17 protein-coding genes and 1 tRNA gene are annotated in these 19,412 nt (G+C 64.7%); 15 read left to right on the top strand and 3 right to left on the bottom strand.

Going from position 1 to position 19,412, the window contains the following annotated elements; translation table 11 throughout:
* Positions 1–90 precede the first annotated feature (90 nt).
* The gene (gene dcd, locus AB0366_RS16650; RefSeq protein ID WP_243595178.1) at positions 91–669 is read right to left on the bottom strand and encodes a dCTP deaminase; all 579 of its coding nucleotides are present in this window, start codon (positions 667–669) and stop codon (positions 91–93) included.
* Between the two features lie 140 nt (positions 670–809).
* Between dcd and AB0366_RS16645 the strand changes: the two genes are divergently transcribed.
* The 6 genes from AB0366_RS16645 (at position 810) to AB0366_RS16620 (ending at position 8,004) form a co-directional block, all read left to right on the top strand.
* The gene (locus AB0366_RS16645) at positions 810–1,523 is read left to right on the top strand and encodes a hypothetical protein (RefSeq protein ID WP_366244870.1); all 714 of its coding nucleotides are present in this window, start codon (positions 810–812) and stop codon (positions 1,521–1,523) included.
* Complete coding sequence (locus AB0366_RS16640) at positions 1,520–3,649, top strand: Rv1355c family protein (RefSeq protein ID WP_366244869.1); 2,130 nt, start codon at positions 1,520–1,522, stop codon at positions 3,647–3,649. The genes AB0366_RS16645 and AB0366_RS16640 overlap by 4 nt, the downstream gene beginning before the upstream one ends.
* A 117-nt stretch (positions 3,650–3,766) precedes the next feature.
* Positions 3,767–5,548, top strand: coding sequence for a bifunctional diguanylate cyclase/phosphodiesterase (locus AB0366_RS16635; RefSeq protein ID WP_366244868.1), 1,782 nt, complete (start codon positions 3,767–3,769; stop codon positions 5,546–5,548).
* Positions 5,549–5,579: 31 nt separating this feature from the next.
* A tRNA-Gly gene (locus AB0366_RS16630) sits at positions 5,580–5,653 on the top strand.
* Between the two features lie 375 nt (positions 5,654–6,028).
* Entirely contained in the window at positions 6,029–6,880 is an 852-nt protein-coding gene (locus AB0366_RS16625; protein WP_366244867.1) for a glycoside hydrolase family 16 protein, read from the top strand.
* Positions 6,881–7,047: 167 nt separating this feature from the next.
* Positions 7,048–8,004, top strand: coding sequence for an alpha/beta fold hydrolase (locus AB0366_RS16620; RefSeq protein ID WP_366244866.1), 957 nt, complete (start codon positions 7,048–7,050; stop codon positions 8,002–8,004).
* Positions 8,005–8,007: 3 nt separating this feature from the next.
* Here the strand turns inward: AB0366_RS16620 and AB0366_RS16615 are convergent, their stop codons facing one another.
* Positions 8,008–9,195, bottom strand: coding sequence for a helix-turn-helix domain-containing protein (locus AB0366_RS16615; protein WP_366244865.1), 1,188 nt, complete (start codon positions 9,193–9,195; stop codon positions 8,008–8,010).
* Positions 9,196–9,360: 165 nt separating this feature from the next.
* Here AB0366_RS16615 and AB0366_RS16610 point away from each other — a divergent pair, with 165 nt between their 5' ends.
* From AB0366_RS16610 to AB0366_RS16590, 5 genes are all read left to right on the top strand, one after another.
* On the top strand, positions 9,361–11,103 hold the full coding sequence (locus tag AB0366_RS16610) for an aldehyde dehydrogenase family protein (RefSeq protein WP_366244864.1): 1,743 nt from the start codon (positions 9,361–9,363) through the stop codon (positions 11,101–11,103).
* Between the two features lie 32 nt (positions 11,104–11,135).
* Positions 11,136–12,722 (top strand): GMC family oxidoreductase N-terminal domain-containing protein, encoded by a 1,587-nt coding sequence (locus AB0366_RS16605; protein WP_366244863.1) that lies wholly within the window; start codon positions 11,136–11,138, stop codon positions 12,720–12,722.
* Positions 12,723–12,885: 163 nt separating this feature from the next.
* Complete coding sequence (locus AB0366_RS16600; RefSeq protein WP_366244862.1) at positions 12,886–13,572, top strand: hypothetical protein; 687 nt, start codon at positions 12,886–12,888, stop codon at positions 13,570–13,572.
* A 92-nt stretch (positions 13,573–13,664) separates the two neighbouring features.
* Positions 13,665–14,135, top strand: coding sequence for a hypothetical protein (locus AB0366_RS16595; RefSeq protein WP_366244861.1), 471 nt, complete (start codon positions 13,665–13,667; stop codon positions 14,133–14,135).
* The gene (locus AB0366_RS16590; protein WP_366244860.1) at positions 14,132–14,797 is read left to right on the top strand and encodes a methyltransferase domain-containing protein; all 666 of its coding nucleotides are present in this window, start codon (positions 14,132–14,134) and stop codon (positions 14,795–14,797) included. Before AB0366_RS16595 ends, AB0366_RS16590 begins: the two co-directional genes overlap by 4 nt.
* Here the strand turns inward: AB0366_RS16590 and AB0366_RS16585 are convergent.
* Positions 14,784–16,100: a hypothetical protein gene (locus AB0366_RS16585; RefSeq protein ID WP_366244962.1), complete on the bottom strand. Its 1,317-nt coding sequence runs from the start codon at positions 16,098–16,100 to the stop codon at positions 14,784–14,786. The two genes, AB0366_RS16590 and AB0366_RS16585, sit on opposite strands and share 14 nt — an antisense overlap.
* Positions 16,101–16,178: 78 nt before the next feature.
* On the opposite strand from AB0366_RS16585, the gene AB0366_RS16580 reads away from it, so the two are divergent.
* Genes AB0366_RS16580 through AB0366_RS16565 form a run of 4 tightly spaced genes read left to right on the top strand, consistent with a single transcriptional unit; the run spans position 16,179 to position 19,324 of the window.
* Positions 16,179–16,976: an S-methyl-5'-thioadenosine phosphorylase gene (locus AB0366_RS16580; protein ID WP_366244859.1), complete on the top strand. Its 798-nt coding sequence runs from the start codon at positions 16,179–16,181 to the stop codon at positions 16,974–16,976.
* On the top strand, positions 16,973–18,031 hold the full coding sequence (locus AB0366_RS16575) for an NAD-dependent epimerase/dehydratase family protein (RefSeq protein WP_366244858.1): 1,059 nt from the start codon (positions 16,973–16,975) through the stop codon (positions 18,029–18,031). Before AB0366_RS16580 ends, AB0366_RS16575 begins: the two co-directional genes overlap by 4 nt.
* Positions 18,024–18,677 carry a glycosyltransferase gene (locus AB0366_RS16570; RefSeq protein ID WP_121871247.1) on the top strand — a complete coding sequence of 218 codons (654 nt, stop codon included), beginning with the start codon at positions 18,024–18,026 and terminating at the stop codon, positions 18,675–18,677. Before AB0366_RS16575 ends, AB0366_RS16570 begins: the two co-directional genes overlap by 8 nt.
* On the top strand, positions 18,674–19,324 hold the full coding sequence (locus AB0366_RS16565) for a DUF2064 domain-containing protein (protein ID WP_366244857.1): 651 nt from the start codon (positions 18,674–18,676) through the stop codon (positions 19,322–19,324). Before AB0366_RS16570 ends, AB0366_RS16565 begins: the two co-directional genes overlap by 4 nt.
* Positions 19,325–19,412 lie beyond the last annotated feature (88 nt).

Here is a 19,412-nt window from a genome sequence, read left to right as displayed (position 1 = left end):
GTAGGCCCCAACCCACGTCAGGTCACCAGAGTACCGCTACAACCGGACATTCACCACGTTTTACGGCGATGAAACAAACTGCGAGATCGTTTAGTCGACGCTCGACCGAACGAAGTTCAGGTAGGCCTTCGACGGCGTCGGCCCGCGCTGGCCCTGATACTTCGACCCCACCGCGGCACTGCCGTACGGATTCTCGGACGGCGACGACAGCCGGAAGAGACACAGCTGCCCGATCTTCATGCCCGGCCACAAGGTGATCGGGAGGTTGGCGACGTTGGACAACTCGAGCGTGATGTGGCCACTGAAGCCCGGATCGATGAAGCCTGCGGTCGAGTGCGTGAGAAGACCCAGCCGCCCGAGCGAGCTCTTCCCCTCGAGCCGACCGGCCAGGTAATCCGGCAGCGTCGTCAATTCAAGCGTGGAGCCGAGAACGAACTCACCGGGATGGAGGACGAACGGCTCACCGGCCGCAGGTTCGACCAGCGTCGTCAACTCGTCCTGCTGCAGCGACGGATCGATGTGGGTGTAGCGGGTGTTGTTGAACACCCGGAAGAGCTTGTCGAGCCGCACATCGACACTCGACGGCTGAACCATCGACGGGTCGAACGGTTCGATCGCCAGGTTTCCCAGGGTCACTTCGGCACGGATGTCACGGTCGGAGAGCAGCACCTCTGCAGGCTACTGGTCCTGGGCGGTCCCCCGCGACACACCCGAGTCCCGATCACGACATATAGCTCCGCAAAGGAAAAGCCGGACAATCGAGCGGCACAACCATTCACATTCGGGCAACTCCTATCAGGAAGAGTGAAATGACAATTCCGTTCGACGTCCCCACGTACTGGGATGACAGATCCCAATGCCTCGTTCTGGCTACCACTCCTGCCGAGAATCCGGCCTTGTGGGAACAATTTTTGGACGGCGCAGAGGAAAGCTACACGCGACACGGTGTGACCACCGCACTCGAAATGTCGACCATTCGTGACGGCAGCACTACTGCACTGTTCTTCGCCGCACTCGACCGAACCGGACAAATAGTCGGCGGGGTACGGGTGCAAGGACCGTATTCCTCGGTCGATCAATCGCACGCACTGATCGAATTCGCCGAATATCCCGACGGGCTACGCCACGTGCACACCATGCTCGACGAACGCATCGGCCACGGAGTCGTCGAACTCAAGTCCGCGTGGGTCGCTCAGGACGCACCCCACGGCCGCGCCGTCACCGCGATGATCGCGGAGTCCCCCGCCTACAGCACGGCTCTTCTCGGCGCGCGCTACGCCCTGGCCACCGCGGCCTCCCACGTCCGCGCCGCATGGCTCGACACCGGAGCGGTGATCGCCACCCAGATCGCGCCGATACCCTACCCCGACGAACGCTACCGAACCGAGGTGTTCTGGTGGGACAGAACAACACTCGCTTTCAACGCCGACCTGGCCACCTGGCGCCGGATGCGGCACAACACGGTTACCCTTCTCGCACACCGCCGCGCAGCCGTAGAACTCCCGGAAGCAGTCGCATCATGAACGATCGAAACACACCCGGCCACCACTGGAAGCCTGTGATATTCGACGAGACGGACGCCACACAGCGTGACGCACTCGACGAACTCAGACGCGATCCGACCCTCACATTTCTGGACGAGCGGAAGACACAGAGAAAGGGCCTGCACTCACTGCTTCCCAGCCCTGAGCAGAGCCTTCTCGACGAAAACGACAGGTGGGTATTCTTTCCCTGGCGAAAAACTGTCGTCGCCGTACTCGGACCCAACTCGTTTCGACACCTGAGGCTGGACAGAAACAGGAACAAGATAACCCTCGCGGAACAGAATTCCTTGGGAGATCTCACGATAGGAATCATCGGACTCAGCGTCGGGCACGCCATTGCCCACACCCTCGCACTCGAAGGAATCTGCGGGACGCTTCGCCTCGCAGATTTCGACGAGATCGAACTTTCCAACCTCAATAGAATTCCGGCGTCCATCCTCGATCTCGGCATCAACAAAGCGGTCGTCGCTGCCCGACGCATTGCCGAAATCGACCCGTATCTACGCGTCGAAATCGCCGAGGACGGCATCACCGAGAACACCATCGACGAGTTCTTCGACGGACTCGACCTGCTCGTCGAGGAATGCGACTCCCTCGACGTCAAGGTCCGCGCCCGCGAGGCAGCGCGGTCGCGACGCATCCCGGTACTGATGGAGACCTCCGACCGAGGACTGCTCGACGTCGAGCGCTTCGACCTCGAACCCGACCGCCCGGTGTTCCACGGCGTCCTCGGCGAGATCGACTCGACGAGCCTGCACGGGCTGGGCACCCGCGACAAGATCCCGATCGTGCTGGATCAGCTCGACGCCTCACTGCTCTCGGCACGCATGGCCGCTTCGATGGTGGAAGTGAGCGAAACGATCGAGACCTGGCCACAGTTGGGCGGCGACGTTCAACTCGGCGGTGCCACCATCGCCGCTGCCGTTCGACGCTTCGGCACCGGAGCGCACCTACCCTCGGGACGAATCCGCATCGACCTCGACAACCATCTCGACGCGCTCGCGCCCCCGAACCCGACGCGTCGGGCGCAGAAGTCCTCGGACGATACCGCCGTCGACGCTCACCGCACCTCCGTCGATTCCGACGCGCTCGTTCTCGACGCTGCCCGCCGAGCGCCGTCCGGTGGAAACAGTCAACCGTGGACGTTCACCCGAGACGGACGCACCGTACGGATCGGGGTCGATCGTTCACGAACCTCGACCCTCGACATCGCCTTCCGCGGCAGCTACGTGGCGGTCGGTGCGGCCGCCTTCAACGCGCGAGTGGTGGCCACCGCGCAGGGCAGGCTCGACCGCACCGATGTCGACGAGCACGGAGTCGAGATCACGCTGAGTGCGGGCGACCCACAACCCATCACCGATCGACGCCTGCTCGACGGCGTTCTCGAGCGGTGCACCAACCGGGAAATGGGCACCGGCGCGCCCTTGGACGCGGACATCGCCGCCGATATCGCCGCTGCGGCAGCAGCAGAAGGTGGACGGGCAGTGCTGCTGACGGCACCCGAATCCATTGCCGCAGCCGCGAACATCCTCGCTGCCGCGGATCGAATCCGGTATCTCACACCGCACCTGCACCGAGACATGTTCTCCGAGTTGCGTTGGCCGGGAGATCTCGATCCCGATCGGGGAATCGAGGTGTCGACCCTGGGGATCGACGACGCGGACCTGTCCAAGCTCGAGATCGTCAAGCGGCCGGAGGTCATGGAACTCGTGCATGCCTGGGACGCCGGCGCGGCGCTGGGGAGCGATATGCGCGATCGAGTGCTGTCGAGTTCGGCACTTGCAGTGGTCGTCGTACCCGGATCGACCGCAGAACATTACATCAGAGGAGGATCTGCAACGGAGAACGTTTGGGTAACTGCGCATTTGCGCGGTTTGGCAGTGCAACCGGTTTCCCCTGCGTTCCTCTACGCGCGGACCGCGGAGGAATACCGACAACTGTCGACGCACCACGCAGAAACACTGCAGCAGTTGAGTTTCGAGTTCCGCGCACTGCTTGAAATCGAAAACACCGAGTCCGTTGCACTGGTGTTGCGGCTCAGTTGCGCCCCGAAAACCATGATACATAGTCGCAGACTTCCTGTTTCAGCGTCTGTATCGGGGTAGAGTTCCGGCGAAGACCAGGGGGAACAGTCCTGCACTGAGTCTACGAGAGGCGGGAGTGGGGCCCTGGAGCACAATCGGACGCTCGAGGTCCTCGTCACCGGCGTCGCAACCGAACTCATGGGAGTCGATGCGGCGACGGTGCGCGAGGCCTACGACTCCGTGCTGCGGCAACTCGTGGACTACCTCGGCATCGACTTCAGCTTCCTTCGGCACAACGATTTCGAGGCCAGGGCCACCAGACTCAGCGCGGAATGGCCACCGCGACTGAGCGTGCCCGATCCCGATCCGCTCGCAGTGGTCTACTTCGACGACGCAGACTCGGTATTCCGCCTGGCCGAAACACTGACCGAACCGGCAGTGTTTCGGCCGGATCCGGGGCAGGAGGACTACCGCCGACGCGTCGAGCAGGGGTCGGGATTCTCCGCGACCTCGATGGCCGTCGTTCCGCTGCTGCACTCCGGACGCACCACCGGCATCCTCGGCTTCATCAAGATCGGCGACCGAAGTTGGTCCGAGGCAGAGCTCAACGCGCTCAAAGCAATTGCGGCACTGCTCTCTCAACTGCAGTCACGGGTGATCGCCGAGGAGCAACTTCGATTCTCGGCGCTGCACGACCACCTCACCAAGCTGCCGAACCGCACGGCCCTCGCGCAACACCTCCGCGAACGGCTCGACCCGTCCATGCCCGGCCCAGTCGCCGTGATGCACATCGACCTCGATCGACTCAAAGCACTGAACGACTTTCTGGGCCACCTCGCCGGAGACCACTACCTCGAGACCATCGCCGATCGACTGCAGAGCTTCGTCGGCAAGTCGGCCGGTCTCGTCGCACGCCTGGGCGGCGACGAGTTCCTGGTGGTACTCGCCGGGCCGTGCTCGGCCCGCGTCGCAACACACCACGCCGAGATGATCGCCGATGCCATGAACGCCCCCGTCACCCTCGGAGTCGAACGAATCAGCAGAAGCGCGAGCATCGGAATCGCCTTCGGTCAGCCGGGCAAGCACACCGCCGAGTCGCTTCTGCGGCAAGCAGATCAGGCCGCCCTGGTGGCCAAACGCGCAGGCGGCCACGACATCGCCCTGTTCACCGAAGAGATGCACGCCGAAGCCGAACTCCGCAACGACGTCGAGATCCATCTGCGCGACGCCATCGCAGGCGACTCGCTCACCCTGCACTTCCAGCCCGAGGTGGACCTGGTCACCGGACGCATCACCGCGGTCGAAGCCTTGGTCCGATGGCAACACCCCACCCGCGGACTGCTCCCCCCATCCGCATTCATCCCGGTGGCCGAGGAGACGAACCTCGCCGGTGAACTCGGCCGCTGGGTCCTCGACCGTGCCTGCCGCACCCTCGCCGACTGGCAACGCGAGATCCCTCACCTCGACATCGCGATGCGCGTCAACATATCCCCTGTCCAACTGGTCACCAACGGATTCGTCGGTGCCGTCGCCAGAGCACTCACGGAGTTCTCGATAGCCGGGCCGAATCTCTGCCTCGAGATCACCGAAGTGGCAGTGGTACAGGACCTTTCCCGCACCCGTGTGACACTGCGCGAACTTCGCGAACTCGGCGTGCAAGTGGCCATAGACGACTTCGGCACCGGATACAGCTCCCTGTCGCACCTCAAGGAACTCCCCGTCGACGCACTCAAGATCGACCGCGCCTTCGTCACCGACCTCGGAGCCAGAGACACCGGCGACCTCGCCATCGTCCAGTCCATCATCGGACTCGCCGACGCATTCGGACTGAACATCATCGCCGAAGGCGTCGAAACACAGAGCGCCAGAAACACCCTCATCGAACTGGGCTGCACCCGCGCACAGGGATACCTGTTCTCCAAGCCGGTAGCCGCACACGACGCCCTCACCCTGCTGCACGGCGTGCGAATCGACATCTGAACGCCCTGCTAACCTGGCACCCGCACCACACGCCGGTGTAGTTCATTGGTAGAACGCGACCTTCCCAAGGTTGAGAGGCGGGTTCGATTCCCGTCACCGGCTCCACAGACTTATGAACCTGCGTCGTTCCTGCAGGCTCCACTCCTGCCCCTCTCGAGTCGTTACTGCAGGCTCCACTCCTGCCCCTCTCGAGTCGTTACTGCAGGCTCCACTCCTGCCCCTCTCGAGTCGCTCCCGTCTCGTCCGTATCGCTGAACTCACAGACGCCGCCGAGTCACTGCGGTCACTCCTGAAACAAACCGACCACCGCTCAATATCGGTCGGTACCCTTGCTACCGACCGGTAACATAGGTGAATTCATTCATTGTATTCGCAAGAATTCCTGCATTCCAGAAGAAACTTCTACCGCCTACTTTGTCGTGCTAGAAATCCAATGTCGACATTTGTTCACCGACATATGACCTGACAGGAATCCCCCTCATGCGATCACTATTCACAATTATCGCGGTCGCCCTGACGACGATGGCCGTGGCCGTCTCGTCGGCGACCGCCGCCCCCTCACTCGCCGCACCCCCGAGAACCCAAGGCGGAGCAGGAACCCTGCTGTGGGAAGATCAATTCAACGGGTACGGCGGACCCGACCCCTCGAAATGGGGATTTCAGACCGGCCGCTGGGGCGCGAGTTCCGGTGAGCAGCAGTACTATACGAATTCCTGGAACAACGCCAACCAGTTCAACGGCTCACTGAACATCACCGCGCGTCGGGAGTACCCACCGGACCGCAAGCGGGCACCGTACAACTTCACCAGCGCCCGCGTGGTCAGTATGGGCAAGCAATCGGTGACGCCGCCGGTGCGGATCGAAGCATCGATCAAGATGCCGAGCGCCCAGGGCCTGCTGCCCGCATTCTGGACCCTCGGCCTACAACCCGGTGGCGAATATTCATGGCCCAGCCAAGGGGAAGTGGACATCGTCGAAATTCCCGGACTGTACGGACCGTCATTCAATTTGCACGGCCCCTCGAAGTGGAACTCCAATCAAGATGTGAAAACCGGCGGCAGCATGAATCCGGTCGACAACGGATTCCACACGTACCGAATCGACTGGCTGCCGAACAGCATCACCTGGTTCGTCGACGGAATCGCTCGATACTCCTTCACCCAGGCCCAGTACGAGGCGAAAGGCGGCAACTGGAAAGCGTTCTCGGGCGCTTGGCCGCACTACATCCTCTTCAACGTCGCCGTGGGCAACAACTGGACCGGCAAGACACTCAACAGCACGCCGTACCCGCAGACGATGAGTGTCGACTGGCTACGCGTGAGTCGCCTCTGACCTGCAGAGCAACCCTTCTGTCCGCACGGGGCCCAGCCACTACGGCTGGGCCCCGTGCGCTGTGCGCATTCGACACGGTTTCGGCGGCAGAACAATTCTTGTGACTTTTCTCAGCTGACACCCGATTTCATAGGGACATTCCACAGTTCGAGGAATATCGTCTGTTCATGCGCGGGCCACGGCGGACTCTGATCACCCTCGTAATCGCCGCTGCCGCTGCGCTGCTCGCGCCCTCCGCACACGCGGGGCCGCTGATGCCCATCGCCGCTGCCCCCGAGCAACCCGATCACGCCGATGCCATCCGCTACGCGGCATCGAATCGCGACGCCGCCCCTCCCGGCGCCAACGACATGAGCTGCAAGCCCACCGCAGCCCACCCCAACCCCGTCGTCCTGGTGCACGGCACCGACGCCACCGCATACTCCGACTGGGCCGGCTTCGCACCGATCCTGAAAGCCACCGGATTCTGCGTCTTCGCCATCAACTACGGCACGTCGCCGGACGGTAGAACCAACGGGTACGGCGTCATCGAAGACAGTGCAGCGCAACTGAAGGCGATGACGTTGTCGATCCTCCGGGCCACCGGTGCCGCCGCGGTGGACGTGGTCGGCTACTCGCAGGGTGCCGCGGTCGCTCGGTACTTCGTCAACAGGCTCGGCGGTGCCTACGTGGTCGATCGATGGGTGGGGATCGCATCACCGACATACGGCGGCACCATGTACGGAGTTGCGCCCGTCGTGCAGGCAGTGCCCGGTGCAACCGGTGTGGTAGCAGGCGAATTCGGGCCGGGTCTGGCCCAACTGATGGCCGGATCCGACTTTCTCGATCGGCTCAATGCCGGCGGCGACACCGTGCCCGGGGTGGAGTACACGTCCATCGCAACGAGGGTCGACGAGGTAATTCAGCCGTACACCAATGCGCTGCTTCGGGATCCGGGAGCGCACAACATCGTGGTGCAGGACGTGTGCCCCGATACCGAGGTAGCGCACTTCACGTTCACCTACGATCCCACCGCGCTGCGGCTGGCGCTCAACGCCCTGGACCCGGCGAACGCGCGTCCCCCGACCTGCGTACCGGTGGCGCTGGGAGCCGGAATCCTCGACGTCGTCCTCGCCAGCCAGTGACCCTCAGGTCAGCAGCTGATACGCCCTGAGCCCGACGTAGAGTTCGGCGGCCTGGATCGGATCACGGAAGTCGCGACCGGTGAGCTCGGCAATTCGACGCAGCCGATACAACACCGTATTGCGGTGGTAGTGCAGCGATTCGGCGGCGTCGCGGGTGGAACCGCCGCACGAGAACCATGCGTCCAGGGTGTCCAGCAAGCTCTGCCGTTCGGCTCGAGGCAACGCCAGCAGATCACCGAGTATCTGACGCGAGGCGATCCGGCCCGATTTGGGATCGCGGACCAGCAGTAGCGGCACCGGCACGGAGTCGTAGCGCACCGGTGCCGAGAGTGAGGCCCCGCTCGAGGTGCACGACCTCGCCAACCGAGCCTGACCCACGGCATCACCGATACCCGACGGGGACCGGAAGACCGAACTGACCCCCACCCGTCCCGGACACAGTTCGCTCAGCATGATCAACGCTGAATCGATCTCCGATTCCGTTGCGGCACAGATCAGCCCGACGCTACCGTCCACCTCGGCATCCCACACCGATTCGGCACCCGCGGTACGGAGACGGGCGATCAACCCGTCGATCCCCACCGCTGCGGTCAACGGCTCCTGCGAGACCACTGCGAAGTAGCCGTGGTCGGGAATGCGAAACGTGCGCAACGCGTCCGCTGCCGCAGTCGGATTGGCACCGTGATCGGCGAAGAGCACACGGATGAGGCGTCCACGAGCTTCGGCGCTTTCGCGCGCACGCATGTCGGCGCTCTCTCGATAGGCCTCCGCTGCCTCGTCGGAGTACACGTCGACCAGCGCCCAGACCTGAGCGGCCATGTCCAGCAACGCATGACTGGCCCGGCCGTCCGAGCGTTCCATCAACTCGTCCCAGACCAACCTGCCGCCCAGCCGAAAAGCATGCAGCAGAGCAGCCAACGGCACCCCCTGTTCGGCCTTGAGCCGGCCCGCGTCGCGCGCCGCCTCGAGTCGCATGGGAGCACGACCGGACAGCTTGCCCAGCATCGACGCCAGATTGCTCCGCGACGCCTCGTAGAGCTGCTCGGTGGTGAGCAGCGTCGATTCGAGGTAGGCGTGCTCGGCCCCCAGAATCCGTCGTACCAATTCGGTCGCGAGATCGTCGACGCCGTCGAGCATCGTCGCGGCCAGATCGGTCGGTGACGGATGCACGTCGAACTCGGTCGCGGTCATGACAGAACTCTAGCCTCACCCGTGTAAGCCACGCCACAGCGAAATTGTGCGACGGCACAAACCGTCGCACCCGATTGAGGCCCGTGGCCCATAGCGTCCGGCGTCCGAGTGCGACCACAATCACAGTGGAAGCCGTGTACCCGAACGACGAGTGGAGCCGAGAAGTTGACCAGCGACGTCACCCCACACCTGCAATCCGTACCGACGACGGGACCCACCGACGCAGTCGACTCCGCACTCGTCGATCTGTCCGAGGGAGAGAAGAACTGGGGACGTCTCACCCTGGCCGAGCGGCGGGCCCTCCTCGAACGCGTGCATGCGCTGACCACAGCTCACGCGCAGGAATGGGTGAGTGCGGCATCGTCGATCAAGGGACTCGACGCCTCGTCCAGCCTCGTCGGTGAGGAATGGCTGTCGGGTCCGTACTCGTTCCTGAACGGACTCGGCACCGTGGCGCACACGCTCGCGGCGCTCGAAGCCGGCACCAGCCCACTGGCCGGTGCCACGTTCGGGACGGCACCCGGTGGGCGCACGACGGTGTCGGTGCTGCCCCTCAACATCTTCGAGCGACTCCTGCTCAACGGGTTCACCGCCGAGGTGTGGCTGAAGCCCGGAATCGACCGTGCAACCGCACAGCGGACCGCGGGCCTCGCCCAGCTCGATCCCACCCGCACCGCAGGCATCGGAGTAGTACTCGGCGCAGGCAACATCACCTCCATCGCGCCGCTGGACGCGCTGTACGAACTGATCGCGTTCAACCGTGTCGTCGCACTCAAGCTCAACCCCATCATGGATCCGCTGCTGCCGGTGTTCGAGAAGATCCTCGCGCCACTCGTCGACATCGGCGCACTGCGCCTGCTCACCGGCGGAGCCGACGTGGGCACCTACCTGGTCCAGCACGTGTCCGTCGACCACGTGCACATGACCGGCAGCGCCATCACGCACGACGCGATCGTCTTCGGTCCGGGCTCGGACGGAGCTGCGCGCAAGGCGGCCAACGACCCGATCCTCACCAAGGAAATCTCCAGCGAACTCGGCGGCGTCTCGCCCACCATCGTTCTGCCCGGTGAGTGGAGCCGTGCCGACATCGAGTTCCAGGCCGAACACATCGCCACCCAACGCCTGCACAACAGTGGATACAACTGTGTCGCTTCGCAGGTCGTCGTACTGTCCTCGGAGTGGAAGCAGCGCGACGAATTCGTCGCCGCCCTGCGCGCCGCCCTCGACCGCGCGCCTGCACGAGCGCCGTACTACCCCGGCAGCGACAAGCGAGCGTCCGACGCCACCGCCACCTACCCGTCCGCCGAACGCCTCGGCGAGCGCGGCGGCCGCGTGCTCATCACCGATCTGAACCCCGGCGAATACGCGCCGCTTTTGCAGACCGAGTACTTCGCACCGGTCATGGGCGTCATCGAATTGCCCTACAGCGGAGCCGCGTTCGCGGCCAAGGCGGTACAGGCCGCGAACGAGGAATTCACCGGCACACTCGGCATCAACATCATCGGCACCCCCGGCACCATCAAGGGACTCGGAGAGAAGTTCGACACCATGCTCGCCGACCTGCGCTACGGCACCATCGCCGTCAACGCCTGGACGGCCATCGGCTTCCTCACTGCAGCGGCCACCTGGGGCGCATTCCCCGGCCACACCGTCGACGACGTGCAGAGCGGAATCGGCATCGTACACAATGCATTACTGATCGACGGGGCCGAGCGAACAGTGGTGCGCGGGCCGTTCCGGCCGCTGCCGCGCTCGCTGATCAACGGCGAGCTCTCCATCTCCCCGAAGCCACCGTGGTTCGTCACCAACAAGACCGCAGCATCGACCGGCAAGCTGCTCACCGCATTCGCGGGCGCACCGTCCTGGTCCAAGCTGCCGGCAATTTTCGCCTCCGCCCTGCGCGGGTAGAACCCAGCGTCGACGACGACCGAAGGACAATCATGAGCTCTCAGCGCACGACGGCCGACTACATCGTGGTTGGCGCAGGTTCGGCAGGCGCGGTGGTGGCCAATCGCCTCAGCGCAGACCCCCGCAACGAGGTGATCCTCCTCGAGGCAGGCCCCGAGGACAAGAACAAGTTCGCCCACATCCCCGCTGCGTTCTCCAAACTCTTTCGCAGCGAGGTCGACTGGGACTACCTCACCGAACCGCAACCGGAGCTGCGTGATCGCAGCATCTACTGGCCACGCGGCAAGATGCTCGGCGGCTCGTCATCGATGAACGCGATGATGTGGGTTCGCGGATTCGCCGCCGACTACGACGAGTGGGCGGCGGTGTCCGACGACTCCTGGTCGTTCCGCAACCTCGTCGGATACTTCCGCAAGATCGAGAACATCGAGGGCACAACCGAACTCGACGCAGGTACCGACGGCCCGCTCGTCGTCTCGCACCAGCGCAGCTCACGCGCCCTGACGTCCTCGTTCCTCGACGCCGTCGAGGAGGCCGGCTACCCGGTTGAAACGGCCAACCTGCCCGAGCCCAAGGGCTTCAGCCGAACCATGGTCAACCAGAAGCGCGGAGCACGGTGGAGCACCGCCGATGCATACCTGCGGCCGGCGAAGAAGCGCAAGAACCTCACCATCCTCACCGACGCGCAGGCCACTCGTGTCCTCTTCGAGGGCAGCGCCGCGGTAGGCGTCGAATACACCTCCGGCGGAGCGCTGCACACCGTGCGCGCACGCCAAGAAGTGATCCTGTCCGGCGGAGCCATCAACACCCCGCAACTGCTGATGCTCTCGGGCATCGGCGACCAGGAACAACTGAAGTCGCACGGCATCGCCGTCCGGCACCACTCACCGGGCGTCGGGCAGAATCTGCTCGACCATCTGGCCGCCCTGATCGGCTGGCAGACCGAGACCGACTCCCTCTTCCACGCCGAGAAGATCCCGGAACTGGTCAATTACCTCGCGCGCCGACGCGGCATGCTGACCTCCAACGTCGGCGAGGCGTACGGATTCATCAAGAGCCGCGAGGACCTGGCCCTGCCCGACGTCGAACTCATCTTCGGCCCGGCACCGTTCTTCGACGAGGGCCTCATCGCCCAGGACGCCCACGCCGCAGTCATCGGGTCCGTATTGGTGAAGCCGGAGAGCCGCGGCGAGATCACCCTCCGATCGGCCGACCCGTTGGCCAAGCCCATCGTCGAACCCCGCTACCTCAGCGACCCCGGCGGACTGGACCGCAAGGCGATGATCGAAGGCCTCCGCGTCTGCGTCGCGATCTCCGAAACCCCGTCGTTGAAGGGACTGCTCGGCGACGTCGTACGGCCAAGGGTGGCGTCGAACATCTCCCCGGCGGACCTGCTCACCGAGGCCCTCGAGCAGAATGCGCACACTCTGTATCACCCCGTGGGCACTGCCCGTATGGGCAACGATGCCGACAGTGTCGTCGATGCCGAGCTGCGGGTCCGGGGCGTCGACCGCCTTCGCGTCGCCGACGCGTCGATCATGCCGAGCATCATCCGCGGACACACCCATGCGCCGTCTGTGGTGATCGGCGAACGAGCAGCGGACTTGATTCTTCGTTGATCCGCGAGTGAACCTTCGGAAAATTTCCGGTTTGGCCGTCCGAATTGTCGGGTAACAGGTGGGCACGCTCCCTTACAGGGGATCGAGATGGAACCCATCCGCTCGGCAAGCAGCGCCGAATGACCCACAACGCTCGAGAGACGAGCACGGAAGGTTGACCGACATGTTCACTGTTCGTAAAGCTTTGGCCGCCACCGCAATCGGTGCACTCACCATCGTCCCGCTTGCCGCATGCTCCAGCGAGGAAGCATCCGACACCGTCGACGCAGCCACCTCTTCGGCAGCAGAAGCCGTGGAGAGCGAGCCCGAGCCCTCAGCCGAGGTCCCCGACCTCAGCAACGGTGTCGACACCGCAGTCGCTCTGGATCCCGGCTTCACCGGCGCACTGACCACCCTGGGCCTCACGCCCGGCGTCGTCGGAACCGCGACTCTCGCAGACGGATCCATCCGCTTCCCGATCACCGGCGGAGACGTCAAGTACTGGGAGCCCGGCACCGTCGATCCCTACGTCCAGGGCGAGATCATGCACGACGGCAGCGGCCTGTCGCTGACCGCAGGCGAGACCGTCGTCGAGCTCATCAACTTCGACATCGACCCGGGCACTTCGCTTCTCACCGGTGACGTCATGGTCAACGGCGAAGAAGCAGCCGCAGACGCAGTCCTGTTCGATCTCGACGGCCGCACCCTGCAGCCGTTGGCAACCGGACCCGACAACACCGCAATCCTGCAGGGCACCGAGGTGAAGATCTCGGAGACCGCTGCCGGACTGCTCAACAGCACCTTCAACACCGATGCTGTGACCCCGGGACTGCTCGTGGGCGTTGCGACCATCACGGTCAGCACTGCCTAATCACCCCCGTACACCCCGTGCGCGAGGCGTCACCGTGAAAGACGGTGGCCCTCGCGCACGGGTGTTTGCATCGCACGACCAGGAGCCGACAGATGAGAGCGTTCACGAGGATCTACGGCGGACACCCGCTGCATGCGGTCGGACTGCTGCTCTCGTTCGCGCTCGTCGGCTATGTCGTCACACTCGCCGGGCCCCTGACTCTGTGGAACAGCGACGTGTGGTGGAAATCCGTTCTCGTCTGGTTCTTCGGATCGGTACTGCTGCACGATGCCGTACTGTTCCCGCTCTACTCGCTGGCCGATCGGCTGATCACCAGCATTCCACGCCGACACCTGGCCGTGTCACCGGTGAATTTCGTTCGAGTTCCCGCTCTCGGGACTGCACTGACGTTTCTGATGTTCTTCCCCGGGATAATCTCCCAGGGCGCGGAGTCGTACCGGGCCGCAACCGGTTTGACTCAGGAACCCTTTCTCGGACGTTGGCTCGCGCTGACCGCGGTGTTGTTCACCGCGAGCGCCGCCGCCTACTTCATCCGATGGACCTTTGTACGGAGCCGAGCATGAGCGTTACCGCCGATACACTCTTCAACCGCGCAGCAGCCGGACTACCCTGCTGGATAGGCGATTCCGACGGCAGCAGGCAGCAACTCCCCACCGCACGGTGGATGGGTGGCAGCGCCTCGTCGGCCGAGGATCGCCGCGCGGACCACGCCATGCTCAGCCGCTGTACCGGGCCCACGATCGATCTCGGCTGCGGGCCGGGTCGGCTCACCGAAGCGCTTGCTCGACGCGGTGTTTCGGCACTCGGCGTCGACACCTCCCGAGCAGCAGTCGATCTGACCATCGGGCGCGGCGGCAACGCCGTTCTGCGCGATCTCTTCGAGCCGCTGCCCGACACCGGCAACTGGTCGTGTGTCCTCCTCGCCGACGGAAACATCGGTATCGGCGGAGACCCGGTGCGTCTGCTTCGCCGGGCGGCCGACCTGCTCGCACCCCACGGAGCCGTCATCGCCGAAGTGGATGCGCCCAGCGACACAGGAGTTCGCCACCGCACCGTTCGATGGGAAACCGACACCATGGTCGGCGACTGGTTCGCCTGGTCGAGTGTCAGCGCCGACGCCACCGCGGATCTCGCCGGTGCCGCCGGCCTGCGAGTGGTGGACGTGGCACCGATCGACGGGCGCTGGTTCGCTCAGATGACGCTGGCTCCGTTCACCAGTTCGTGAACAGCAGATGATTGATCGCCAACGCACCGATCACCTGCAGTGCCAACCAGAAACGATGCGTCCTGATCGGCAACACCGCGGGCGCGATCAGCATCCACATCGCGAAGGGCAGCCAGATTCTCTCGGTCTCGGCTTTGCTCAACTGGCTCAGATCAGCCATCACCACCGCGGCGATCGCCGCGATCACCAACAGATTGATCGGCTCGAGCCGGGTGAGAATCCGCGGGAACGCCGCGGGCACAGCAACACCCAGCGCGCAGAACAGCGCCGCGAAGTTGGCCCAACCCCAGTACTCGAACGGGCGATCGGTCGCGATGCCCTGGTAGTAGCGCTCCTGCACCAGCAAGTAGCCGTCGTACCACCAGAATCCGTACGCGGTGAAGATCCCGGCGACGATCAGTGCACCGATCAGCGCGCCGACGAACGGCAGAATCTTCCGTCCGGCGATCAGTACCGCGACGGCGGGCAGGCCCATCAGCACCAACCCGTAGTTCAGGTACACGCCGAAACCGAGCAACACTCCCGCGCCGATCGATGCGGGCCACAGGTAGCGCTTCGTGGAGATCGCCAGCAGCGCAATTCCCCACGCGGCGACACCTGCGTAGAACGCATCGGCCGAGACGGCGATCCAGATTGCCGCCGGGGCGATCGCCACGAACGGTGCTGCACGCCGTGCGATGTTCTCGTCGCCGAGTACCCGGAGTGTGAGTACCAGCGCCACAGCGGCACTCGTACCGACCAGCACGCAGAGCGTCGCCGCCCAGGCTCCACCGCCGAGGCCGAGACGGTCGAGCCACACGAAGGTGAGCAACGCGCCGGGTGGATGACCCGACACATGCGTCGTCCACGAATCGGCCTGGTAGTCCAGGATGCGCTCGGAGAAGCCGCGGAGCGTGGCGGGAATGTCGGTGACGCCGGGCACTTCGTGCAAGTACTCGTCGGTCGATGCCAACCGGTTCACGAAGCCGCGCTTCCAACCGTCCACCATCGCCAGCGACATCGTCCAGGCCGCCGACGCAGCCCACACAACGACGAGCAGCCGTGTCCACGACAGGCGTCGTGCGAGCGTCGGCCCCCACAGCACAGTCGCCACCGCGATGAGGACGGCGAACGGCGTTCCCCATCCCACGTGAATCTCGCGGAAGCCGAACAGCGGTGCCGCATCGGCGAAATCGCGCACCTGCTGCGGGGTTCGGTTGATGATGGGGGTGACGAGTTCGTTCCCCAGATACGGAACGACGAACGCGACCGCGACGAGCACGACGGCCAACGTGCCTGCGACGGCTTCTCTCCAGTAACGGATAGTGTTTTCTCCCTGCGGACTCGAGGCGAACGCGACTTCGGACCAGCATATCGACCGACTGTGATGGAGGATGAGTAGATGAACTACGACGTGACGGGGCGGGCCGAGATAGCCGTCATCGGCGGCAGCGGCTTCTACTCGTTCTTCGCGGGCGACGCCGAAGAGGTAATGCTCGACACCCCCTACGGCGCCCCCAGCGCCCCGATCACGTTGGGCGAGGTGGAAGGTCGGCGAGTCGCATTTCTGCCCAGACACGGCCGAAACCACGAGTTTTCACCGCACACGCTGCCGTATCGCGCCAACATGTGGGCGCTGCGGATGCTCGGGGTGAGTCGAGTGTTCGCTCCGTGTGCGGTCGGATCCCTGGTGTCCGAATACGGCCCGGGCACCGTCGTGATTCCCGATCAGCTCGTCGACCGAACCTCAGGGCGTGCACAGACCTACTTCGACGAGGGCGGGATTCATGTCGAATTCGCAGACCCGTACTGCCCCACGCTGAGGAAGTCCGCGGTCCAGGATTCGACGATCGACGGCGGCGTCATGGTCGTCGTCGAAGGCCCTCGGTTCTCCACTCGTGCCGAGAGCCAATGGTTCGCCCGCCAGGGCTGGACGCTGGTGAACATGACCGGCCACCCCGAGGCGGTCCTGGCTCGCGAACTCGAACTCTGCTACGCACCGATCGCATTGGTGACCGACCTCGACGCCGGCATCGAGTCCGGTCAGGGCGTCAAGGCGGTGGACGTGTTCGCCGAATTCCAGAAGAACATAGAGCCGCTCAAGGCACTGGTGCGCTCGGCCATCTCCGACGCTCCCACCGGAGACTGCCCCACGTGTCGGGTGCACACCGGCCTCACGCTGCCGATCGAACTGCCATGACGCGGGTACTGCTCACCGGCGCAGCCGGATTCATCGGCGGTCACATTCTCGATGCGGCCGCCGTCTCCGGCCACGAGGTGGTTGCCGTCGACGCCATGCTGGAATCGGCTCACGGCCCAGGAGCGCGGGCCGACGGCATCATCGATCTCGATGTACGCGACAAGGACTCGCTCGTCGACGTACTGCGCGGGGTGGACGTCGTGTGTCACCAGGCCGCCGTCGTCGGAGCCGGAGTCGATGCCGCGGATGCCCCGGCCTACGCCAGCCACAACGACTACGGGACGGCGGTTCTGCTCGCCGCGATGTACGAGGCAGGCTGTTCCCGACTGGTTCTCGCTTCCTCGATGGTGGTCTACGGCGAGGGGCGATACCTCAATTCCTCGGGCGAAACCGTCGTTCCGCCTCCCCGCACCCGCGCCGATCTCGATGCCGGGCTGTTCGACAATCGCGATCCGCGGTCCGGTGAGCCACTCGATTGGCTTCTGGTGGAAGAGGATTCGCTACTCGAGCCCAGGAGCACCTACGCCGCGAGCAAACTGGCTCAGGAGAACTACGCCTCCGCCTGGGCGCTCGCCACGGGCGGCTCCGTAATCGCACTGCGGTACCACAACGTCTACGGACCGCACATGCCGCGCAACACCCCGTATTCCGGTGTGGCCGCGATGTTCCGGTCGTCTCTGGAACTCGGTCAGGCCCCGACCGTGTACGAGGACGGCAAGCAGGCCCGCGATTTCGTGCACGTTCACGACGTAGCGGCCGCCAACATCGCGTCGATCGAGGCGGAGGTAGACGGCTTCACCCCCCTCAACGTCTGCTCGGGGCAGCCGATCACCATCGGCGAGGTCGCCACCATCCTCGCCGACGCACGTGGCGGGCCCACGCCCGAGATCACCGGACGCTACCGAGCGGGCGATGTACGGCACATCGTCGCCAGTTCCGCACTGGCCGAACAGACTCTGGGATTCCGCGCGAAGATCATGCCGAGGGACGGTCTCACCGCATTCGCCGACGCACCGTTGCGCGACGCCGAGGGCACGGGACCACCCCGTGTCTGAGCAGAAGTCGGTCACCGTCGTCATCCCCTGCATGAACGAGGCCGAATCGCTTCCTGCAGTGCTCGATTCGGTTCCCTCGGGCTACCTGACGATCGTGGTGGACAACAACTCCACCGACGCCACCGCCGCCGTGGCCGCTGCCCACGGAGCAACAGTGGTCACCGAAACGGTGCCCGGCTACGGCGCAGCAGTCCATGCAGGCGTCGTCGCGGCCGACACCGAGATCGTCTGTGTCCTCGACGGAGACGGCTCGATGGATCCACGCGACCTGCCGACCCTCGTGACCGCTCTGGATCACGCGGACCTCGCCGTCGGTCGCCGCCGACCGGCGAAGGGAAGCTCGCCCCTGCACGCCAGGATCGGCAATGCTGTTCTCTCACTTCGACTTCGCACCAAGTACAAGCTTCCCGTCCACGACCTGGGAGCCATCCGCGCGGTACGCCGTCAGGCATTGCTCGACCTTGACGTCACCGACCGCCGCTCGGGCTACCCGCTGCAGCTGCTCGTGCTGGCGGCCGAAGCCGGCTGGACCGTCGTCGAACACGACGTGGACTACCGACCACGGACCGCCGGTACGTCCAAGGTCTCGGGCTCGGTGAAGGGGACGATCGTCGCCGTGCGAGATTTCTGGAAGGTGCTCTCGTGACCGTCACCGCTCTCGTCGTCGCCAAAGCCCCCGTTCCCGGGCTGGCCAAGACGCGCCTCGCCGCCACGATCGGCGACGCCGCCGCCGCCGAACTGGCCGCGGCCTCGCTGCTGGACACCCTCGACGCCGTCTCGGCCGCCGACGTCGACCGCCGCGTCGTCGCCCTCACCGGCACCCTCGCCGACGCGGCCCGTGCCGACGAACTCACCCTGGTTCTGGCGTCGTTCACGGTGATAGCGCAGCGCGGCGACGGATTGGGCGAACGACTGGCCAATGCACACGCCGACGCAGCCACCACCGGCGCGGTATTGCAGATCGGCATGGACACCCCACAGGTCACGGCGCAATTGCTGTCCGACGCTGCCGCGTATCTCGGCACCAGCGACGTGCTGGGGTCGGCAGAGGACGGTGGCTGGTGGGCGCTGGGGCTGCGCAACCCCGCCCTCGCACGGTCCCTGCTCGACGTGCCCATGTCTGCGCCGTCGACGGGCACCGACACATTCGATGCTCTGGCCGCCGCGGGAGCGTCGATCACGATGCTCCCCGAATTGCGCGATGTCGATTTCGAGGCCGATCTCGAAGCGGTGGCGCAATTGTGTGCACCGACCAGCCGATTCCGTATAGCCGTCAGGCAAATGGGCAATTGATCGGGGTTTCGGTCCGTTCCGAAAGGTCTGTTTTCGACGAAACTCGAATTTGTGCCCGAAACCTCCACATCCGTTGTGGAACAGAGCC

The organism is Rhodococcus sp. NPDC076796, assembly GCF_040702765.1.
Taxonomy (GTDB): domain Bacteria; phylum Actinomycetota; class Actinomycetes; order Mycobacteriales; family Mycobacteriaceae; genus Rhodococcoides.
This window is presented reverse-complemented; position numbering and strand designations above follow the sequence as displayed.

Excerpts from the sequence above, each read along its gene's own strand:
- AB0366_RS16645 (WP_366244870.1), top strand. The coding sequence starts at position 810 with ATGACAATTCCGTTCGACGTCCCCACGTACTGGGATGACAGATCCCAA.
- AB0366_RS16640 (WP_366244869.1), top strand. The coding sequence starts at position 1,520 with ATGAACGATCGAAACACACCCGGCCACCACTGGAAGCCTGTGATATTC.
- AB0366_RS16635 (WP_366244868.1), top strand. The coding sequence starts at position 3,767 with ATGGGAGTCGATGCGGCGACGGTGCGCGAGGCCTACGACTCCGTGCTG.
- AB0366_RS16625 (WP_366244867.1), top strand. The coding sequence starts at position 6,029 with ATGCGATCACTATTCACAATTATCGCGGTCGCCCTGACGACGATGGCC.
- AB0366_RS16620 (WP_366244866.1), top strand. The coding sequence starts at position 7,048 with ATGCGCGGGCCACGGCGGACTCTGATCACCCTCGTAATCGCCGCTGCC.
- AB0366_RS16615 (WP_366244865.1), bottom strand. The coding sequence starts at position 9,195 with ATGACCGCGACCGAGTTCGACGTGCATCCGTCACCGACCGATCTGGCC.
- AB0366_RS16605 (WP_366244863.1), top strand. The coding sequence starts at position 11,136 with ATGAGCTCTCAGCGCACGACGGCCGACTACATCGTGGTTGGCGCAGGT.
- AB0366_RS16600 (WP_366244862.1), top strand. The coding sequence starts at position 12,886 with ATGTTCACTGTTCGTAAAGCTTTGGCCGCCACCGCAATCGGTGCACTC.
- AB0366_RS16595 (WP_366244861.1), top strand. The coding sequence starts at position 13,665 with ATGAGAGCGTTCACGAGGATCTACGGCGGACACCCGCTGCATGCGGTC.
- AB0366_RS16590 (WP_366244860.1), top strand. The coding sequence starts at position 14,132 with ATGAGCGTTACCGCCGATACACTCTTCAACCGCGCAGCAGCCGGACTA.
- AB0366_RS16580 (WP_366244859.1), top strand. The coding sequence starts at position 16,179 with ATGAACTACGACGTGACGGGGCGGGCCGAGATAGCCGTCATCGGCGGC.
- AB0366_RS16575 (WP_366244858.1), top strand. The coding sequence starts at position 16,973 with ATGACGCGGGTACTGCTCACCGGCGCAGCCGGATTCATCGGCGGTCAC.